This is a genomic window from Paenibacillus sp. P22 (assembly GCF_000469945.2).
Lineage (GTDB): Bacteria > Bacillota > Bacilli > Paenibacillales > Paenibacillaceae > Paenibacillus_O > Paenibacillus_O humicus.
This window is the reverse complement of sequence record NZ_CBRA020000028.1, coordinates 1-16,698: the sequence shown is the minus strand read 5'-3', so window position 1 is coordinate 16,698 and position 16,698 is coordinate 1. Positions and strand designations below refer to the sequence as shown.

Below are 16,698 nucleotides of genomic sequence, written 5' to 3'. Positions count from 1 at the left end.
CCCGGCTGGAGAACGCCCGGCTGCAGATCGCCCGGCTGGAGAACGCCCGGCTGCAGATCGCCCGGCTGGAGAACGCCCGACTGCAGAACGCCCGGCTGGAGAACGTCCGGCTGGAGAACGTCCGGCTGGAGAACGCCCGACTGCAGATCGCCCGACTGCAGAACGCCCGGCTGGAGAACGTCCGGCTGGAGAACGTCCGGCTGGAGAACGCCCGACTGCAGATCGCCCGACTGCTCATCGCCCGGTTGCCTATCGGACATTGGTTCCGCTATTTGGAGGGAAATCGTAGATTGGGCATAGCTATTGGACATACGATCCGTTATTCTATGAAATTCTATTGGTATGCAAATATTTATTTTGAAATAGCGGAACGTATGTCCGATAGAGATGAAATTGCCTTCAAATCACAGGAATAGCGGAACGTATGTCCGATAGCAGACTTATGTAGAGTTAGAGATTCAATATAATATCGATAAAAGCGATAAATTTAATAAACTGGGCTACACTCATACAGCCGAGCAGCCCGACGATCAGCAGAAATGGAGAGTATTCAATCAAAAGGCGCCTGGATAGATCTTGTCCAGTCCCATCGCGCCGATCTGCGGAGTGCGGCCTGTCGGCTCATGGCGCTGCTGCTCCCGGATGACGGTCCCGTCCTCCAGATGGATCCAGCTCTCGAATTCGCGGCTGCCCTCCCGCATGCGGATGACGCGGGCGCCGGGAAGGAACGGGCGGTCCAGGTAGCCATTGCGTGTCGTCCGCCCGAAGCTGAGCCGGATGCCATGCCATTCTCCCCAGTAATCATGGCCGTGGTCATGCCCGGCAAAGGTGCCGACGACGTCTCCCATCTCGATCATCGCGGCGAACATGCCCGAGTTGATCCATGGAGCGCAGGAAAAATCGGCGTTCCGTTCTCCGTAGCAGACGGTGAAATCCCAGACATCGTTGTATTCCGGCAGCGGGATGTGGAAAAAGGCCAGCGAAGGCAGCGGAACGCCGCCGTTGTCCTCGGTCAGCCCCTGCGACTGCGAGACGTACCAGTCGATCTGGTCGCGGCGGATCCAATCGTAGAAGCCCATCCGCGTGTACTCCAGCGGCGAATAGCTTCCCGAGTCCAGGAAATACAGAGCGGCAGCCGGAGAGTTGGAGTCAAACCCGGCTACGCATACTGCTCTTCCCCTCGGACCGTTGAGCCTCTGGCCGGGTTCGTTCCCGATGAATTTCCTTCCAGCCAACTGGCCTGATTTCCGACCTGCGCATGCAGCATTCCCATCTGCCCCAGCATCCTCGTATCCGCCTACAGCCTCTGCAGCCCTTGCAGCCCAATCTGCCCCTGAATCCCCGTCTACTCCTGAATCCCCGTCCGCCCCCGCAGTCCCGGCTCCCGAGCCCATCACCGTCAGCACATAATTGCCGCTGCCGTGGATGCCCGGCGGATCGGGCTTGGCCGCGTTGAGCGGATAAGCGAGCTGCAGGGCATGCAGCTGCTCCCTGGTGACCATCCCCTCCGAGTCGTGGTTGCCGAATACGGCCGCCCACCGCACGCCTGCCTGCTCCGGAACCCGGCATGCCCGGCGGAACGCCTCGACCGGATCGGGATGGCCGAGGGAGGCGATGACATCGCCCGTGAACACGGCCAGATCGGCGTCCTCGTCCTTCAGAATCCGTTCCATCATGGCCGCCATGCGCCGCTCTTCGTCATCGTCGCGGCAAAATTCCGTGTCGGAGAACTGCACGATCGTGAACGTGCCGTCCCCGCGGAAGCGCAGCGGAGGCTTGCGGCTCCTCATGCCCGGAACCAGTCCGTCCGGGATGGCGGGCATCCGAGCCGTCCGGCAGCCGCAGCCCGAGCGCATGCGCCGCCACGGCGGCAGTGTCCTTGATGCTGACGGGGCCTTGAAGCCGGCCGGCGGCGATTCCCGGTCCTACACAGCCCCAGAAGACATTTTTGTCCATCTCGTGCTCGCTGCCGTGGCTGAATTTGTCCGCTCCGCCGCCGCCGTGGTCGGTGAGCAGGAGGATGAGGCTGTCCTGCAGCAGTCCGAGCCTCCCGATGGCATCCACGACGCTGCCGAGCAGGCGGTCGCATTCGGAGATGGCCTGCAGGTAATGCGGGGAGTCCGGACCGTAGCCGAACCGGTGTCCGGAGCCGTCCGGCTCATCGAGCTGGAGGAACAGCAGCGATACATCCGGATTCGCTTCCAGGTAGCGGATCAGCTCGGAGACGAGCTCTGCGTCGGGCCGGGACAGCTTCTCGACGCCGGCATCCGCTTCAATAATGCCATCGTTGATCGGACCCCAGCCCGTGAAGGAAGCCAGCTTGGCTTGCGGCAGCTGCTCCCGCGCCAGACGGAACAGGGAAGGATAAGGGGAATCGGCCGGATAAGGCTCCGAGGCCGCGATCTCATTGGTCAGCCCATGCTTGGCCGGAACGACTCCATGCAGCACGGAGCCCCAGCATTCCGCGCTGATCGTGGGCGTTTCCGCCTGCGCCGCGCAGGTGTAAGCGCCTTGCGGAAGGAAGCGGTCCAGGAAAGGCGTCTGCGCCTGCTGGATGAAATTGCCGGCGCCGTCCATGCCTAAAATAAAAACCCTCTTGATGATGGCCTGATCTTTTGCCACTTTTGTCACCTTCCTTGGATTGGATAGGGGACGCCGGCTGCCGCCGGATCCCGTGTTCACCGCTAGCATAAAGAGGGCGGAGAGCACCGTCAATACGATCCGGCGCCGCCGGACCAACAAGTCACGAGCGTGGCAACGGGAAGTCATGATCCTAGTAGCTGGCCCGTCCGGCGAATCCCTATAATGAGTCCATAAGCCGCCGCGCCGCATGAACGGCAACGGCCGGATACACGACAACATAGGGAGGCGGATAGAGTTGGAGACGGCTGTCGAGCAAGCGGCTGAAGTCCGGCGGAGCACGAGAACGGGCGCCTTTCTGCGCAAGCTGAAGAAATACCGGGCCCTGCTGATCATGACGGTTCCCGGACTGGTCTACCTCATCATCAACAACTACATTCCGATGTACGGCGTCGTCCTTGCCTTCAAGACCCTCAGCTACGACAAGGGAATCTGGGACAGCCCATGGACGGGCCTCGACAACTTCAAGTTCCTGTTCAACTCTCCGGACGCCTTTACGATCACAAGAAACACGATTCTATACAACGTCGTCTTCATCCTCGTAAATACGGTATTCGCGCTTCTGGTCGCGATTCTGATCAACGAGATCAAGGGCAAGGCCATCTCCCGCTTCTACCAGAGCACCTTCCTGCTCCCGCATATCGTCTCCATGGTCGTGGTCGCCTACCTCGTCTACGGCTTCCTCAATCAGGACAGCGGCCTGGTGAACACGATCCTGACGAAATACTTCCACAAGGATTCCATCGCATGGTACAGCGAGGCCGGCTACTGGCCTTACATCCTGGTCATCGTGAACGCGTGGAAAAATGCAGGCTACCTGTCGATCATCTACTTCGCCGCCATCATCGGCATCGACAAGGAATACTACGAAGCCGCCAGAATCGACGGGGCGACCCGCTGGAAGCAGATGACGGCGATCACGCTGCCGCTCATCATGCCGGTCATCCTCATCATGACGCTCATGGCCGTCAGCAGCATTCTGCGCTCGGACTTCGGCCTCTTCTACCAGGTGACGATGGCTTCCGGTCCGCTCATTCCGACGACAAATACGATCGACACCTTCGTCTACCGAGCCATGGTCCAGCTGGGCGACATCGGCATGTCTTCGGCAGCAGGCTTGTACCAATCCGTCGTCTGCTTCTTCCTGATCCTCGGCGCCAACCTCGCCGTAAGACGTTACGACAAGAACAGCTCGCTCTTCTGAGAAAGGAGGCTTTCCGCAACATGACCGGAGCAATGAATTCCCGACACCCGTTCATCCATCTGTTCTTCTGGCTGTTCGTGCTCTTCTCGCTCGTGCCGTTCCTGCTGGTGTTCATGGTCTCGATATCCGGCGAGGAATCGATTCTGAAGCACGGCTACTCGCTCTTCCCGAGCGAATTCAGCACCGGGGCGTATTCCTTCCTCTTCAACGACTTCTCCACCATCGCCAAGGCGTACGGAGTGACGATCGCCGTCACGCTCATCGGCACCGTGGTCAGCCTGCTGATCACTTGCCTGTATGCGTATCCGCTGTCGCGGCCGGATATGCCCTTCCGCCGAACGCTCAGCTTCTTCCTTTTCTTCACGATGCTGTTCGGAGGCGGGATGGCCCCTTGGTACCTGACCTACGTCAACATGTTCGGGATCAAAAACACGCTGCTGTCGATGATCATCCCGAACCTGCTGCTGAGCGCCTTCAACGTGCTGCTCATGCGCAGCTTCTTCTCCACTTCGATTCCGGACTCCATCCTGGAGTCCGCTACGATCGACGGAGCGAGCGAATGGACGATCTTCAAAAGCATCGTCATCCCGCTCTCTCTTCCCATCGTCGCCACGATCGGACTGTTCAACGTCCTCGCCTACTGGAACGATTGGTATAATTGCATGCTGTTCATCGACAAGCAGGAATTGTACAATATCCAGTATTTGATGACGAAGACGCTCAATAACGTGCAGTATCTGATCATGAAGGCAGGATCGAACGCCCAGGCAGGCGAGCAATTGGCCAAAATGCCCCGCGAGACGGTCCGGATGGCTTTCGCGGTCGTCGGCGTGGCGCCTCTGCTGGCGGCGTATCCGTTCTTCCAGCGCTTCTATATCAGCGGCATCACGAGCGGCGCCGTCAAAGGTTAAGCCGGACGCTCTCCTTCCATACAAGCATAACGATTGCGACGAAAGGGGTTCAGCAAATGAAAAAGTCCATTTACACGCTGTCCATGCTGGCGCTCGGAGGCATGCTGGCGCTGGCCGGCTGCGGAAACGGCAACAACGGAGGGAAAGCGGACAACTCGGCTTCCGGCACGGCCAATGCGGGAGCCGAGGGCGCCGGAGCGGCTGGCGGCCTCAAGCCTTACAAAATTACGCTCGTCTACCCGGGCTCGGCGCCGAAGGATCTGCAGATGGTGCAGGATGCCATGAGCAAGTATCTGACCGAGAAGATCAACGCGACGATCGAGCTCAAGCCGATCGAGTGGGGCTCATGGGACGACAAGACGAACCTGATGAAGCTGTCCAACGAGCCGTTCGACCTCATGTTCACGGCCAGCTGGTTCAACTACGCGAAGGACGTGTCCAAGGGCCAGTTCCTGCCGCTCGAAGAACTGATGGCCAAAAACGGCAAGGACATTCAGGGCGTGCTCGGCGATGACTTCATCAACGGAGCCAAGATCAGCGGCAAGCTGTACGGCCTGCCGACGCACAAGGAATTCGCCCAAGGCTTCGGTCTCGTGCTCGACAAGAAGCTGGTCGACAAGTACCATTTCAACACCGACGGCATCAAGACGCTCGACGATCTCGAGACGATGTTCGATACGGTCAAGAAGAACGAGCCCGGCGTCACCCCGATCGTCAGCCTGAAGCTGAGCAGCATCTGGTCGGCGGCGAACTCGGATTCCCTCGTCACGGGACTGGGCATTCCGCGTGGAAGCACGGAGCTGAAGGCCGTCGATTCGCTTGGCCAGGAGCCGAGCGAGTTCGACAAAAAGATGGACAAATGGGTCAAGGCCGGTTATTTCGACAAGGATTACCTGACCTCGGATGCCGATCAGGGCCTGAACCTCATCAAGGCCGGCAAAGCGTTCTCCGTCGCCCAGTCGCTCAAGCCGGGCAAGGACAAGGAGCTGAGCGTGACGTCGGGAGTGGATCTCGTGCAGGTGGAAATCGCCAAGCCGTTCACGGTGACGGGCGATGCGCAGGGCGCGATGCTCGCAATCTCGCGGACATCGAAGGATCCGGACCGGGCGATGATGTTCCTCAACATGCTTTATACGGATAAGGAATTGCTGAACATGCTCGTCTGGGGCATCGAAGGCGTCCACTACGTGAAGAAATCGGACAACATCATCGGCTATCCGGATGGCGTCACCGCGGAAACGACCGGTTATCCGAACCCGGGCGGCTGGATGTTCGGCGATCAGTTCAAGGATTATCTGTGGGACAACGAAGATCCGCAGAAGTGGGCGAAGTTCGAGGAGTTCAACAAAAGCGCGGACCATTCCATCGCCCTCGGCTTCACCTTCGATCAGGAGCCGGTGAAGGCGGAGCTGGCCTCCATCGCGAACGTGGACAAGGAGTTCCAGCCGCTGCTCAACGGGGCCACACTGGAGAACCGTCCGAAAATCATCGAGAAATACCGCAAGAAGCGGGATGCGGCAGGCTTCGCGAGGGTCAAGGAAGAGCTTCAGCGGCAGCTTGACGAATGGGCGAAAACCCGGAAATAAGCGATAGGCACGGAAGGAACGGCGAAAAAAATTCGCCGCTTCCTTCCTTTTTGGGTTTTGCCCGGAATAGCTGCAAGTTCCGGCGCCGTCAGCGTGAGCGGCGAGCCGGAAGGTTGAGAGTATGCGATAATAGCCAGAAGAAATCATTCCCCTCATTCCTGTATCTCTGACCCGGAGGCGGTACTTTTGTCCAGCAAACGCTCCCTTCGCTTCAAGCTCGCCATTGGCTTCGGCCTGCTCTCGGTTCCGCTGCTGTTCATCCTGATCTACAACAATCTGGCCGCTACGAGCGTCGTACGCGAGCAGGTGGCCGAATCCAACAAGAACATGGTGACGCTGTACTCCAACCAGATCCAGACCTCGCTCAGCCGGGAGACGAACTTCCTGTACAATCTGGCGATGGACGATCCCAATATCCTCGCGCTCTCGGACACCCGCAAGAGCAACGACCGGATCGAATACGAGCTGGCCAAAAACCGGATTCTGATCAGCCTGTCCCGCTATCACCGGTACGACAGCAGCGTGGACGTGCAGTTCGTCTATTCCACGGAGACCAAGGAAATGTTCAACACCGTCATCCGGACGCTGTATCTGGAGGAAATGGATCTCATCAAGCAGTCCATCTATGACGTCGTATCGAAAGCGAAGCCGGACAGCCCGTATCTGAGGGAGTGGAAGCTGGTCAGCTACGGGGACAAGCATGCCCTGATCCGGCTCGTGGATTCGGGGTACGGCTATTATCTGGGAGCTTTCGTGAAGCTGGAGAGCCTGAGCGTGCCGCTGGAGCTGATCCAGCTCGGGCAGAACGGCTTCTCGGCCTTCTCCGACAGCGGCGGCAGCCTCGTGCTCGCCTCTCCGCTGACCCGCTCGGAAGCGGGCTCGCTGCGTGTCGCCCCCGAGCGGGATTACCAGACGCTGAACCTCAAGCAGGAGGATTATCTGGTCGTGAGCAACCGGGTCAAGGATACCGACATGACGCTGAGCGCCTTCATTCCGGAGCAGCGGCTTCTCCAGAAGCTGTCCAAATACCGGACCTACATCAGCCTGATGCCTTTCCTGGCGGGATTCCTGCTGCTGCTGTGCGTGCTCTATCTCAATCATGTCATCATCAAGCCGATGCACACCCTGATCCGCGGGATGCGCACCATCAAGCGCGGCGATTGGAAATACCGGCTCAGTCCCGCCCGTTCGACCGAATTCGCCATCATTAACGAAACCTTTAACGATATGGTGCAGGAGATCGAGGAGCTGAAGATCAATGTGTACGAGGAGCAGATCCGGGTGCACAAGGCGGAGCTCAAGCAGCTCCAGCTGCAGATCAATCCCCATTTCCTGCTGAACAGCATCAATGTCGTATACAGCCTGGCCCAGATCCGCAATTTCGGCCTGATCCAGTCGATGTGCCTCAACCTGGTCAAATATTTCCGCTTCACTACCCGCATATCGGGCTCGCTCGTGGCGGTCGGCGAAGAGATGGAGCATATGGACAGCTACCTGCGCATCCAGCAGCTTCGGTTCCCGGGAAAAATCGACTTCGATATCGACATCGACGAGGAGCTGGAGCAGCAGCAGCTGCCGCCGCTGCTCGTGCAGCCTTTCATCGAGAATGCCGTCAAGCATGGATTTGATTTCATGGACGAGCCTTTCCGCATCGGCATCTCGGTGCACTATCCCGGCGGAGCGGCAGCGGGGGCGGGCGAGGGAGGAATCAGAGAGATCTTCAAGGAGAGCGGCGGAGCGGACGGAAATGAAATCGGATCCGAGGAGAGGGCGGGAACAGACGGAGGCGGCCGGAGCACCGTACGTAGCGCAGCAACGAACGGGGACGGCCGGAGCATGGAGCGGATGATGCCGACGGACGGCAGCAGCCGAAGCTTCCAGGTCGTCGTCGAGGACAACGGAAGCGGATTTCCGGAAGAGGTGCTCAAGGAGCTGCAGAGCGGCAGGCGCTTCGAGGCTTCGGGAGACGAGCACCTCGGCATATGGAATGTGCATCATCGCCTGAAGCTCCTGTACGGAAGCTCCGCCAGCCTGCAATTTTCGAACCGGGAGGCCGGAGGCGCCCGGATCGTCATCGTTCTGCCTTTGGACGGAGCGCATAGGAACCAATCTAACGGAGGTGGCATCGATGTATCGCGTGTTGATCGTGGATGATGAGATGTATGCCGTCATGGGATTGAAGGACGGAGTCCAGTGGACCCGTCTGGGAGTCGGCGATGTGCGTGAGGCCTACAACATGAGAGGGGCCATCGCCGTCTTCGGCGAATGCCGCATCGATGTGATGATCTGCGATATCGAGATGCCGAAGGGAACCGGAATCGAGCTTCTGGAGTGGGTGCGGGAGCACCATCCCGACACCGAGGTCATTTTCCTCACGGCCCATGCGGACTTCCGGTTCATGAAGCGGGCGATCCAGCTCAGCAGCTTTGATTACATGATGAAGCCGATCGGCTACGAGGTGCTGGAGGAGACGCTCGGCAGAGCGCTCGAGCGGGCTGGCCAGACCCGCAAGGAAAGGGAGATCCGCGACCGGTTCCAGCCTTATCAGGAGCTGTGGCCGAGACAGAAGACGCTGCTCAGCGAGCGCTTCTGGTACGATCTGCTTGCCAAGAGGATCACCATTTCCCGCGACCATGAGCGCTCCTTGATGGAGGCGCACGGCGTCGAGCTGGCGCCGGGCGAGAAGCTGCTGCCGGTGCTGATCAGCGTGGAGAGCTGGAACCGCGAGCTCAGAGCCGGCGATGAGGAGATTCTGGAGTATGCGATCCGGCAGTCGGCCAAGGAGTTCCTGCTGGAGGGAGGAAGAGGAGAGGTGATCCAGACCAAGCAGGGAGCGATCGTCGCGATCCTCTACGGCGGCGGGGAAGCTCCGGCTTCCCTGCTGGCGCAGGCGGGACAGCTGTGCGTCCGATACGCGGCCTATTGCATGGATCATTTGAACTGCCGCATTTCGTGTTATCTCGGAGAGCCGGCAGAGCTCAAGGAGCTGGCTTCGATGTACAGGAGGCTGCTGCTTCAGGAATACGACAACCTTAGCCGCTCCGAGCCGGTGAACTGGCTGCGCGGGGATGCCGGGCCGCAGGATCACCGCCAGGGCCGGCGGCAGGCGAGGCTTCCGGAATTCAATGCCTGGGCGATGCTGCTTGAGGAAGGCCGGATCGGGGAGGTCGAGGCGCTCTTGCGCTCTTCGCTCGCGGAGATGGCGGCGGACCGGAGCATGGGCGGCGCGGAGCTTCAAGCCTATTATCTCGGCTTCCTTCAGGTGATGCTCTACGTGCTGCAGAAAAAAGGGCTGTCCGCCCATGAGCTGGGCTCGGACCAGCCGCTGGAAGGGCCGCCGCGTTCCCTTCCCCAGCTGGAGGCGTGGGCGCTGGACATGCTCCGCCGCTTCAACGAGACGCTGGACCATGGCGAGTCGGTCATCGGCCGCCTGCAGGCCTACATTGCCGGGCATCTGGGCGAGAACATCACCCGCGAGATGCTGGCGGAGTACTGCTTCCTGAATCCTGCCTACCTTTCGCGGCTGTTCAAGAAGGAGACGGGCCTTTCCATCACCGACTATCTGCTGCAGGAGAGGATGCGGATCGCCGGCGAGGTCATCGCGCATTCCTCCGTGCCGATCTCCGAGGTCGCCCGCCGGATGGGCTACAACAACTTTTCGTATTTCTCCAAGATGTTCAAGAAAATATACGGCGTCGGACCCCAGCAGCACCGCAAGCTGGCGATAGGCGGAGACGGGCTCGCTGCGGAGGAGTGAAGGAAAGGCAGCGCGGCAAAGCCGGCAATAATGGCGGCTTGACGCCCGAAAAGGCAGCTCTTCTTATCGAAGGGCTGCCTTAACTGTTCGCTTACGCGAAGATGCCGCTCTGACCTGCCGCACAGAGGCCGGAGCCTCGCTCCAGTTCAGGCGCCGGTTCCGATCGTTGCCGAGGCTGCGGCTTTTGCGGGGCGGACGAAAACGAAGTAGACCAGCGTCAGGCTCAGCAGCGCCACCGCGCCCAGTCCCAGATACACATTGCTGAACAGCGCCGACGTCCCCTCTAGCGCCAGCGGGTTGATCGGGCTGCCGGCCTCGGCGCCGTCCACAATCTTGCTTACGACAGCGCCTGTGACTGCGCCGGACATGAAATTCGTCAAGGTGACGATGCCCATGCCGACGCCGGTCTGTTCCGTCGGCAGCGTGGAGGCGAGCAGCTTGGTCATGGAGGCTTGGTAGAAAGAAACGCCGACATTGCAGAAGATGAGGCAGAGCGAGACGATCCAGACGGCATGGCCGCTGAAGGTCGACAGTGCCAGCATGCCTGCGGTCAGAAGGATGAACGCGCTGACGATCACCGGCAGGCTTCCCTTCCGGTCCGCCATCCGGCCTCCGTAACGGCCGAGCAGCGCGGCGCTCATCGCAGCAGGGAACAGGATGAGGCCGATCTCGGCGGTGCTCGCCCCGCTGACCGCACTGAGCATGATCGGGGTCAGGAACGTGACGGCGAAGGAGGAGCCGAAAGTCAGAAAGCCGATCGCAAGCCCGGAACGAAAGCCGGCGTTTCGAAATACGCCCGGTTGGACAAACGGATGCCGGGACGAGCGAATGCGGATGACGAACAGCGCGAGCAGCACGGCGCCGGCCGCCAGCAGCAAGCCGTTCCAGCGGGTTATGGCCAGCATTGCGGCGGCCATCGCCCCGGTCAGCAGCGCGGCGCCCAAAAAATCGAACCGGCCGGGGCGGAGATCTTCCCGCGGCAGCCATTTGCGCAGAAAGGGAAGCGTCGCCAGAGGACAGACGGAGAGCAGGAAGAGGAAGCGCCAATCCAGCCATCCCGAAACGAAGCCGCCGACGATCGGACCGACACCGGAGGCGAAGGCGATCGCCGAGGCGATGATGCCGAGCACCCGTCCTCGGGACTCAGGCGCGAACAGACGGATGGGGATGAGCGTAGCCAGCGCCGGGATCGAGGAAGCGCCGGCGGATTGAATGAAACGCGCAGCGAGCACCATCGCATAGTTCTGCGACAGGAAGCCGAGAATCGAGCCGCCGGCGAACAACAGGAGGCCGACGGTGAGCAATCGGCGCAGCGGAAAGTTGTCGGCAAGCTTGCCGTAGGTGAGCGATCCGACCGCGTAAATGATGGAATACCCCGTGACGACCCAGCCGGCTTCCGACGGCAGAAGGCTGAACGCACGCGAAATGTCCGGCAGAGCGATGTTGAACATCGTGACGTTCATCACAGAGAAGAGCAGTATGAGGCAAAGCAGGCGGACGAGCTTGTTGGCGCTCCCGTCATCTGCTGCAGGAGCAGTCGAGCCTGCAGCGGAAGCAGTCGAGCCTGCAGCGGAAGCAGTCGAGCCTGCAGTGCCGGATTCCGCCAGAGCGGCGGTTTGCGAAGCCGGTTCTTTTTCCATGGCCAATTTCCTTCTTTCGTGGGTATGTGAGTGGATGTTAGTATTCGCTAACATCGAGGGCTGAAAAAAGGCTAGGGCGTCAAAGCCCTAGCGAACAACCGGACGCTGCTCTCGATAAAAGCGGATATGGAAAGGTCGGCGATGGCCGAGCTGCCCGGCTGGGTGTTCAGAAAAGCGCCGTGCTGCATCCATAAAAATGCGGCTGAATGAGCCAGAGGGTCGCCGGGAAGCACCTTGCCCTCCCTTTGCATCGTTTCGAAATAGAGCGTCAGCATCTCCCGCAGCGCCTGGGGATGCTTGTGCGCGCGCTCGACGAAGCCCGGAATCTGCTTGCCTTCCTTCATGATGATATTCAGGATCTTGCGGTTGCGGTTCATGATCTCATGATACGAGCTGGCGACGAGCAAAAGGTCGGCGTAGAGGTCGCCTGTCAGCTGCTCCGCGAAAATCGAGCGCATCTTGCCGGCATAGTGGAATCGGTCCAGCGCTTCCTCTAGCAGGCTCTGCTTGCTCCCGAAATGGCGGAAAAGCGTCATCTCGCTCACGCCTGCGGCTGCGGCGATCTCCTTGGTCGTGGTGCCCTTGTATCCCTGTTCGGCGATCAGGTCGACGGCCGCATACAGCAGCCGGTCCTTGGTGCTGCGGAAGTCATTCTGTGCGGCATCCGACTCCATGCGGAACCTCCATTCTCAAGCCTGCCATAATGTTAGTGAATGCTAACTAACGATGATGCTCCTACCTTAGCATGACATCCGGAAAATGTAAATCCCCCCATGCCCCTCTCCCAACTAGTCATGCCGCTGTCAGCAGAAAGTCACGATCGAGGTAGAGGACGGCGCCCCGTCCTCCCTACAATGTAGATGCGGCTTTCAAGGCCGCATGCACAAGCTCGCATCGCATAATCTGCAATCTGCCAATTCAATGGGGAAGGCGGTAGGAATGATGAGAGAACGGTGGAGGAAAAGGGCGGGGAGAACGGTTTTGGCGGCCGCAGTCGCCGGCACGCTGCTCATGGGGGCGGCGGGGCCGAGAGCGGAGGCGGCGGCCGGCGCCTCGATCAACTGGACCGACGTCAAGCAGTCGATCGACGGAATCGGGGCTTCGCAGGCGGGATGGTCCAATGCGGTCTATGACCTGCCGGAGCCTCAGCGCAGCCAAGTGATGGATCTGCTGTTCCGGCAGGACAGCGGCATCGGGCTGTCGATCCTGCGCGGAGCGGTATTCTCCGATTACAGCGCGGCGCCGGGCCAGTACAGCTTCGGCCTGCATCCGGATCAGGCGTGGGTCATGCAGCAGGCCAAGGCGCGGGGAGTGGACAAGATCGTCGCCAGCGCCTGGAGCCCTCCCGCCTACATGAAGACCAACGGACAGACGACCAACGGCGGTTATCTCAAGCAGGAGAACTACGGCGACTTCGCCGCGCTGCTCTCGCAATTCGTCAAGCAGTACAAGGCTCTGTACAACATTGACATGTATGGAGTGTCCGTGGCCAATGAACCGAACTCCATGACCTTCCTCAGCTGGGACTCCAGCCAGTGGAACTCCACCAATTTCCAGGTGTTTCTCAAGGATCACCTCAAGCAGGCGATGGTCGCGGCAGGCGTGCAGAACACCAAGGTCATCGTGGGCGAGTCCTCCTGGTGGTCCGAGGATCTCGTCAAGGATTCGCTGAACGATCCGCTGTCCGCCGAGAGGCTGGACATCGTCGCCGGGCACAATTACCCGGTTCCGGTCGTGAACGCCGAGCTGCCGTCCGATCCGTTCGCTACCGCCCAGTCCAAAGGGAAAAAGGTATGGATGACGGAGGTGTCCAAGGTCGACGGCTACGATCCCGGGATGGGCTCGGGGCTGAAGTTCGCCAAGCAGCTCCACACCTTCATGACCAAGACCGGCGTCAACGCCTGGCTGTACTGGACGGGAGCGATTCCAGGCGACAACGACGAGGGACTCATCAACGTCGATCTGGCCGCCGGCACCTACAAGCTGACCAAGCGTTATTATACGATCGGCAACTACAGCAAGTTCATCCGTCCGGGCTACGTCCGCATCGGCATGCCGGACAGCCCGCAGTCGGGCTTGTACACGTCCGCCTACAAGGATCCGGCCACAGGCAAATTCGTCATCGTAGCCGTCAACGACAGCGACGCCACGGCGGAGCTCAACCTGACTCCGGCCGGCTTCAGCGCGGGCTCCATCACGCCTTTTACGACCAATGACAGTCTGAGCCTGGCAAAGGGGCAAGCGATACCGCTGTCGGGAGGGCAATACCAGACCCGCATTCCGGCCAAGAGCGTCGTGACGTTCACCGGCCAGAACGGATCGCCTGCTCCCGCCGTCACGACGGTAACCGACGAGCTGAACGACTGGTCGAAGACGTTCGCCCATACGGCCGGCCTGGCCTTTGATTCGACCAACGCGATCTATTACAACGGGGACGCCTCGCGAGTCAAGCGTACGGCCGGCACGACGGAAAGCCTCGTCTACAAGCTGCCGGGAATGACGGGCTTCAATGCGTCGCTCTATCAATTCAGCATCTGGGACGGAGTCGCATTCTACTCCTCTTCCGACGGCGTCAGCTGGACTCCGGTCGTCCATGTCAGCACGCCAGGAGTTTATACGGGCAGCAAATGGTACGGCAAGCAGTACAGCGCCCAGAGCCTTCTCCCCGCCGGCACCCAATATTTGAAGGTGGAGCTGAGCGGCGCCGACAGCTGGGAGAAGCAGATTTCCCGCATCGTATTGACGGCTTCCAGCTGACAGACCGGCCGAAGGCATCCGGGAGCCGGGCATAAACGGCTTCTTGCAAGGCTCGGCAGACGGGTCCTGGCGGTTTCTTCAGGAGTCGGATAGACAGCGCCAGTCATCAATAGTCTATTCAAGAGATGGGCATGGACAGCCCTTTTCATTGATAGGCTGCTTAAAGAGAGAGGCATAGACAGCCCATTCACAGCGAGTCTGTTTAGATTCAGGCAGCACCTTTCCATGAGCAAGCAGGCTGAGGCGGAGTCTACTTCCGCCTTGGCCTTACCTATTTTCGGCTGGGAGGCCATCCACCATGAAGCAGGTTCGAATCGGCATGATCGGCGTAGGAGGAAGAGGATATCTGGCGGGCTGCTGGCATCAGCCGGACGGACGGTCCGTCGTGACGGCGGGAGCGGACATCAGCATGGAGCGTCTGGAGGAGTTCAGGAGCAAGATCAATCCGGACGCGTTCGTGACGACCGACTACCGGGAGATGCTGGCGCGGGAGGATGTCGACGCCGTCGCCGTCACGGCTCCCGACCGTTATCACGAGGAGTTCGCCATAGCCGCGTTGAACGCCGGCAAGCATGTGTTCTGCGAGAAGCCGCTGGCGATTACGACGGAAGGCTGCGACCGGATTCTGGCGGCAGCCCGGAAGTCGGGCAAGCGGCTCATGGCCGGCCACAACATGCGTTACATGAACATGTTCCGGACAATGAAAGGAATCGCGGATTCCGGCGTGCTGGGAGAGATCAAGGCGGTGTGGGTGCGGCATTTCGTCGGCCGGGGCGGCAGCTACTACTATCACGACTGGCACGGCAATTCGGCCAATACGACGTCGCTGCTGCTGCAGAAGGGCTCCCATGACATCGACATCATCCACTGGATCACCGGGCGGTATACGAAGCGGGTATCCGCCATCGGCGGGCTGGATTATTACGGGGGCTCCTGCCCGGATACGCTCACCTGCCCGCAATGCGAGCTGAAGGAGACCTGCCCGGAAGCGCAGTTCATTCCCGGCATGGACCGCTGCGCTTTCCGCAAGGAAATCGACGTCGAGGACAACAGCATGGTCATGCTGGAGCTGGAGGGAGGCATCAAGGCCTCCTATCTGCAATGCCACTTCACGCCCGATTATCAGCGCAACTATGTCTTCATCGGAACCAAGGGCAGGATGGAGAATTCCGAGCCGGACAACAAGGTGTACGTCCAGACCCGGAAATCCGGAGAGTGGCAGGAGCATTCCGATATCGTCTATGAGATCAAGGAAGCCGCCGGCGGACACGGCGGGGCGGATCCGGAAATCTGCCGCGACTTCGTGGACATGATTCTCGACGGCAGGGAGCCTGTCGCCACGCCGGAGGCGGGACGCATGAGCGTGGCTGCCGGCGCCGCCGCGGCGGCCTCGATGCGCGGCGGAGGATTTCCGGTCGAGGTTTCTCCGATCAGGCAGGACTGAGCCCGGGCGTCCCGAATGACCTAATCAGGCATTCATGCGCTCATCGCGGCAGAGCCCCGTGCGCGGGGCTTCGCTCCAGACGGGATGCGCCACTACCGGTTAAAGGAGTCCTCGAACATGACGACGGAACAAATGCAAGGCAAGACAGCTCGGACAAATGGAGAGAGGCTGAAGCCCGCCTCGCGGGATGCGCTCTGGTACGAAGCCCCTGCGGGCGCTTGGACCGAAGCTCTCCCGATCGGCAGCGGCCGGCTTGGAGCGATGGTGTTCGGCCGGCTCGGCGAGGAGCGGATCCAGCTCAACGAGGATTCCCTCTGGTACGGCGGCCCGGGAATCGGATCGAGCCCGGACGCGGCGGAGCAGCTGCCGCGCATCCGCGAGCTGCTGCTCGCAGGCGAGCCGGAGCAGGCGGAGGAGCTGGCGATGACAGCCGTAATGACGCAGTCCGGCCATCTCGCTCCCTACCAGACTCTGGGCGAGCTGCTTATCCGCTTTCCCGGCGAGCCTGCGGCTGCAGAGCGATATATTCGCGAGCTGCGCCTCGATGAGGCGGCGGCTGTAACCCGCTTCGGCTGGGGAGCAGAGGAGCGTACCCGGACCGTCTTCGCGAGCGAGCCGCATGCCGTGATCGCAGTCAGGATCGAGGGTAGCGGACCCGGCGGCTTGTCCTTGCGGGCCGGCATGACGCGCCGGCCGTTCGAGGGCCGCATGACGCAGCTGGAGCGGGGCGTCGCCATGGAAGGGCAGTGCGGGCCGGAC

Annotated in this window: 13 protein-coding genes; 9 read left to right on the top strand and 4 right to left on the bottom strand. The window is 60.5% G+C overall.

The features are described 5' to 3' along the window. Nucleotides 1-5: 5 nt before the first annotated feature. The gene (locus tag BN871_RS30170; RefSeq protein ID WP_374725879.1) at nucleotides 6-416 is read left to right on the top strand and encodes a pentapeptide repeat-containing protein; all 411 of its coding nucleotides are present in this window, start codon (nucleotides 6-8) and stop codon (nucleotides 414-416) included. A 138-nt stretch (nucleotides 417-554) separates the two neighbouring features. On the opposite strand, the gene BN871_RS28890 is transcribed toward BN871_RS30170, so the two are convergent. Both BN871_RS28890 and BN871_RS06280 read right to left on the bottom strand, forming a co-directional pair. Then, on the bottom strand, nucleotides 555-1,790 hold the full coding sequence (locus BN871_RS28890; protein WP_021882443.1) for a metallophosphoesterase: 1,236 nt from the start codon (nucleotides 1,788-1,790) through the stop codon (nucleotides 555-557). Then, nucleotides 1,699-2,622 (bottom strand): alkaline phosphatase family protein, encoded by a 924-nt coding sequence (locus BN871_RS06280; RefSeq protein WP_232312855.1) that lies wholly within the window; start codon nucleotides 2,620-2,622, stop codon nucleotides 1,699-1,701. Before BN871_RS06280 ends, BN871_RS28890 begins: the two co-directional genes overlap by 92 nt. Before the next feature lie 256 nt (nucleotides 2,623-2,878). On the opposite strand from BN871_RS06280, the gene BN871_RS06275 reads away from it, so the two are divergent. The 5 genes from BN871_RS06275 (at nucleotide 2,879) to BN871_RS06255 (ending at nucleotide 10,098) form a co-directional block, all read left to right on the top strand. Further along, nucleotides 2,879-3,844, top strand: a complete 966-nt coding sequence (locus BN871_RS06275) for a sugar ABC transporter permease (protein WP_048745051.1) — start codon at nucleotides 2,879-2,881, stop codon at nucleotides 3,842-3,844. 20 nt (nucleotides 3,845-3,864) lie between these two features. Further along, nucleotides 3,865-4,755 carry a carbohydrate ABC transporter permease gene (locus tag BN871_RS06270; RefSeq protein ID WP_094248351.1) on the top strand — a complete coding sequence of 297 codons (891 nt, stop codon included), beginning with the start codon at nucleotides 3,865-3,867 and terminating at the stop codon, nucleotides 4,753-4,755. A 56-nt stretch (nucleotides 4,756-4,811) separates the two neighbouring features. Continuing rightward, entirely contained in the window at nucleotides 4,812-6,341 is a 1,530-nt protein-coding gene (locus tag BN871_RS06265) for an ABC transporter substrate-binding protein (RefSeq protein ID WP_048745050.1), read from the top strand. A gap of 186 nt (nucleotides 6,342-6,527) precedes the next feature. Continuing rightward, nucleotides 6,528-8,495 carry a sensor histidine kinase gene (locus BN871_RS06260; protein ID WP_049869221.1) on the top strand — a complete coding sequence of 656 codons (1,968 nt, stop codon included), beginning with the start codon at nucleotides 6,528-6,530 and terminating at the stop codon, nucleotides 8,493-8,495. Then, entirely contained in the window at nucleotides 8,470-10,098 is a 1,629-nt protein-coding gene (locus tag BN871_RS06255) for a response regulator (protein ID WP_048745049.1), read from the top strand. The genes BN871_RS06260 and BN871_RS06255 overlap by 26 nt, the downstream gene beginning before the upstream one ends. A 146-nt stretch (nucleotides 10,099-10,244) precedes the next feature. Here the strand turns inward: BN871_RS06255 and BN871_RS06250 are convergent, their stop codons facing one another. Both BN871_RS06250 and BN871_RS06245 read right to left on the bottom strand, forming a co-directional pair. After that, complete coding sequence (locus BN871_RS06250) at nucleotides 10,245-11,738, bottom strand: MFS transporter (protein ID WP_048745048.1); 1,494 nt, start codon at nucleotides 11,736-11,738, stop codon at nucleotides 10,245-10,247. Between the two features lie 71 nt (nucleotides 11,739-11,809). Beyond that, nucleotides 11,810-12,412, bottom strand: coding sequence for a TetR/AcrR family transcriptional regulator (locus BN871_RS06245; RefSeq protein WP_021880795.1), 603 nt, complete (start codon nucleotides 12,410-12,412; stop codon nucleotides 11,810-11,812). Between the two features lie 265 nt (nucleotides 12,413-12,677). On the opposite strand from BN871_RS06245, the gene BN871_RS06240 reads away from it, so the two are divergent. The 3 genes from BN871_RS06240 to BN871_RS06230 all read left to right on the top strand — a co-directional run. After that, nucleotides 12,678-14,495 (top strand): glycoside hydrolase, encoded by a 1,818-nt coding sequence (locus tag BN871_RS06240; RefSeq protein WP_198156207.1) that lies wholly within the window; start codon nucleotides 12,678-12,680, stop codon nucleotides 14,493-14,495. 298 nt (nucleotides 14,496-14,793) lie between these two features. After that, the gene (locus BN871_RS06235) at nucleotides 14,794-15,939 is read left to right on the top strand and encodes a Gfo/Idh/MocA family protein (protein WP_048745046.1); all 1,146 of its coding nucleotides are present in this window, start codon (nucleotides 14,794-14,796) and stop codon (nucleotides 15,937-15,939) included. A 117-nt stretch (nucleotides 15,940-16,056) separates the two neighbouring features. Then, the coding region (locus BN871_RS06230) for a glycoside hydrolase N-terminal domain-containing protein (RefSeq protein WP_048745045.1) at nucleotides 16,057-16,698 on the top strand (642 nt) is incomplete at its 3' end.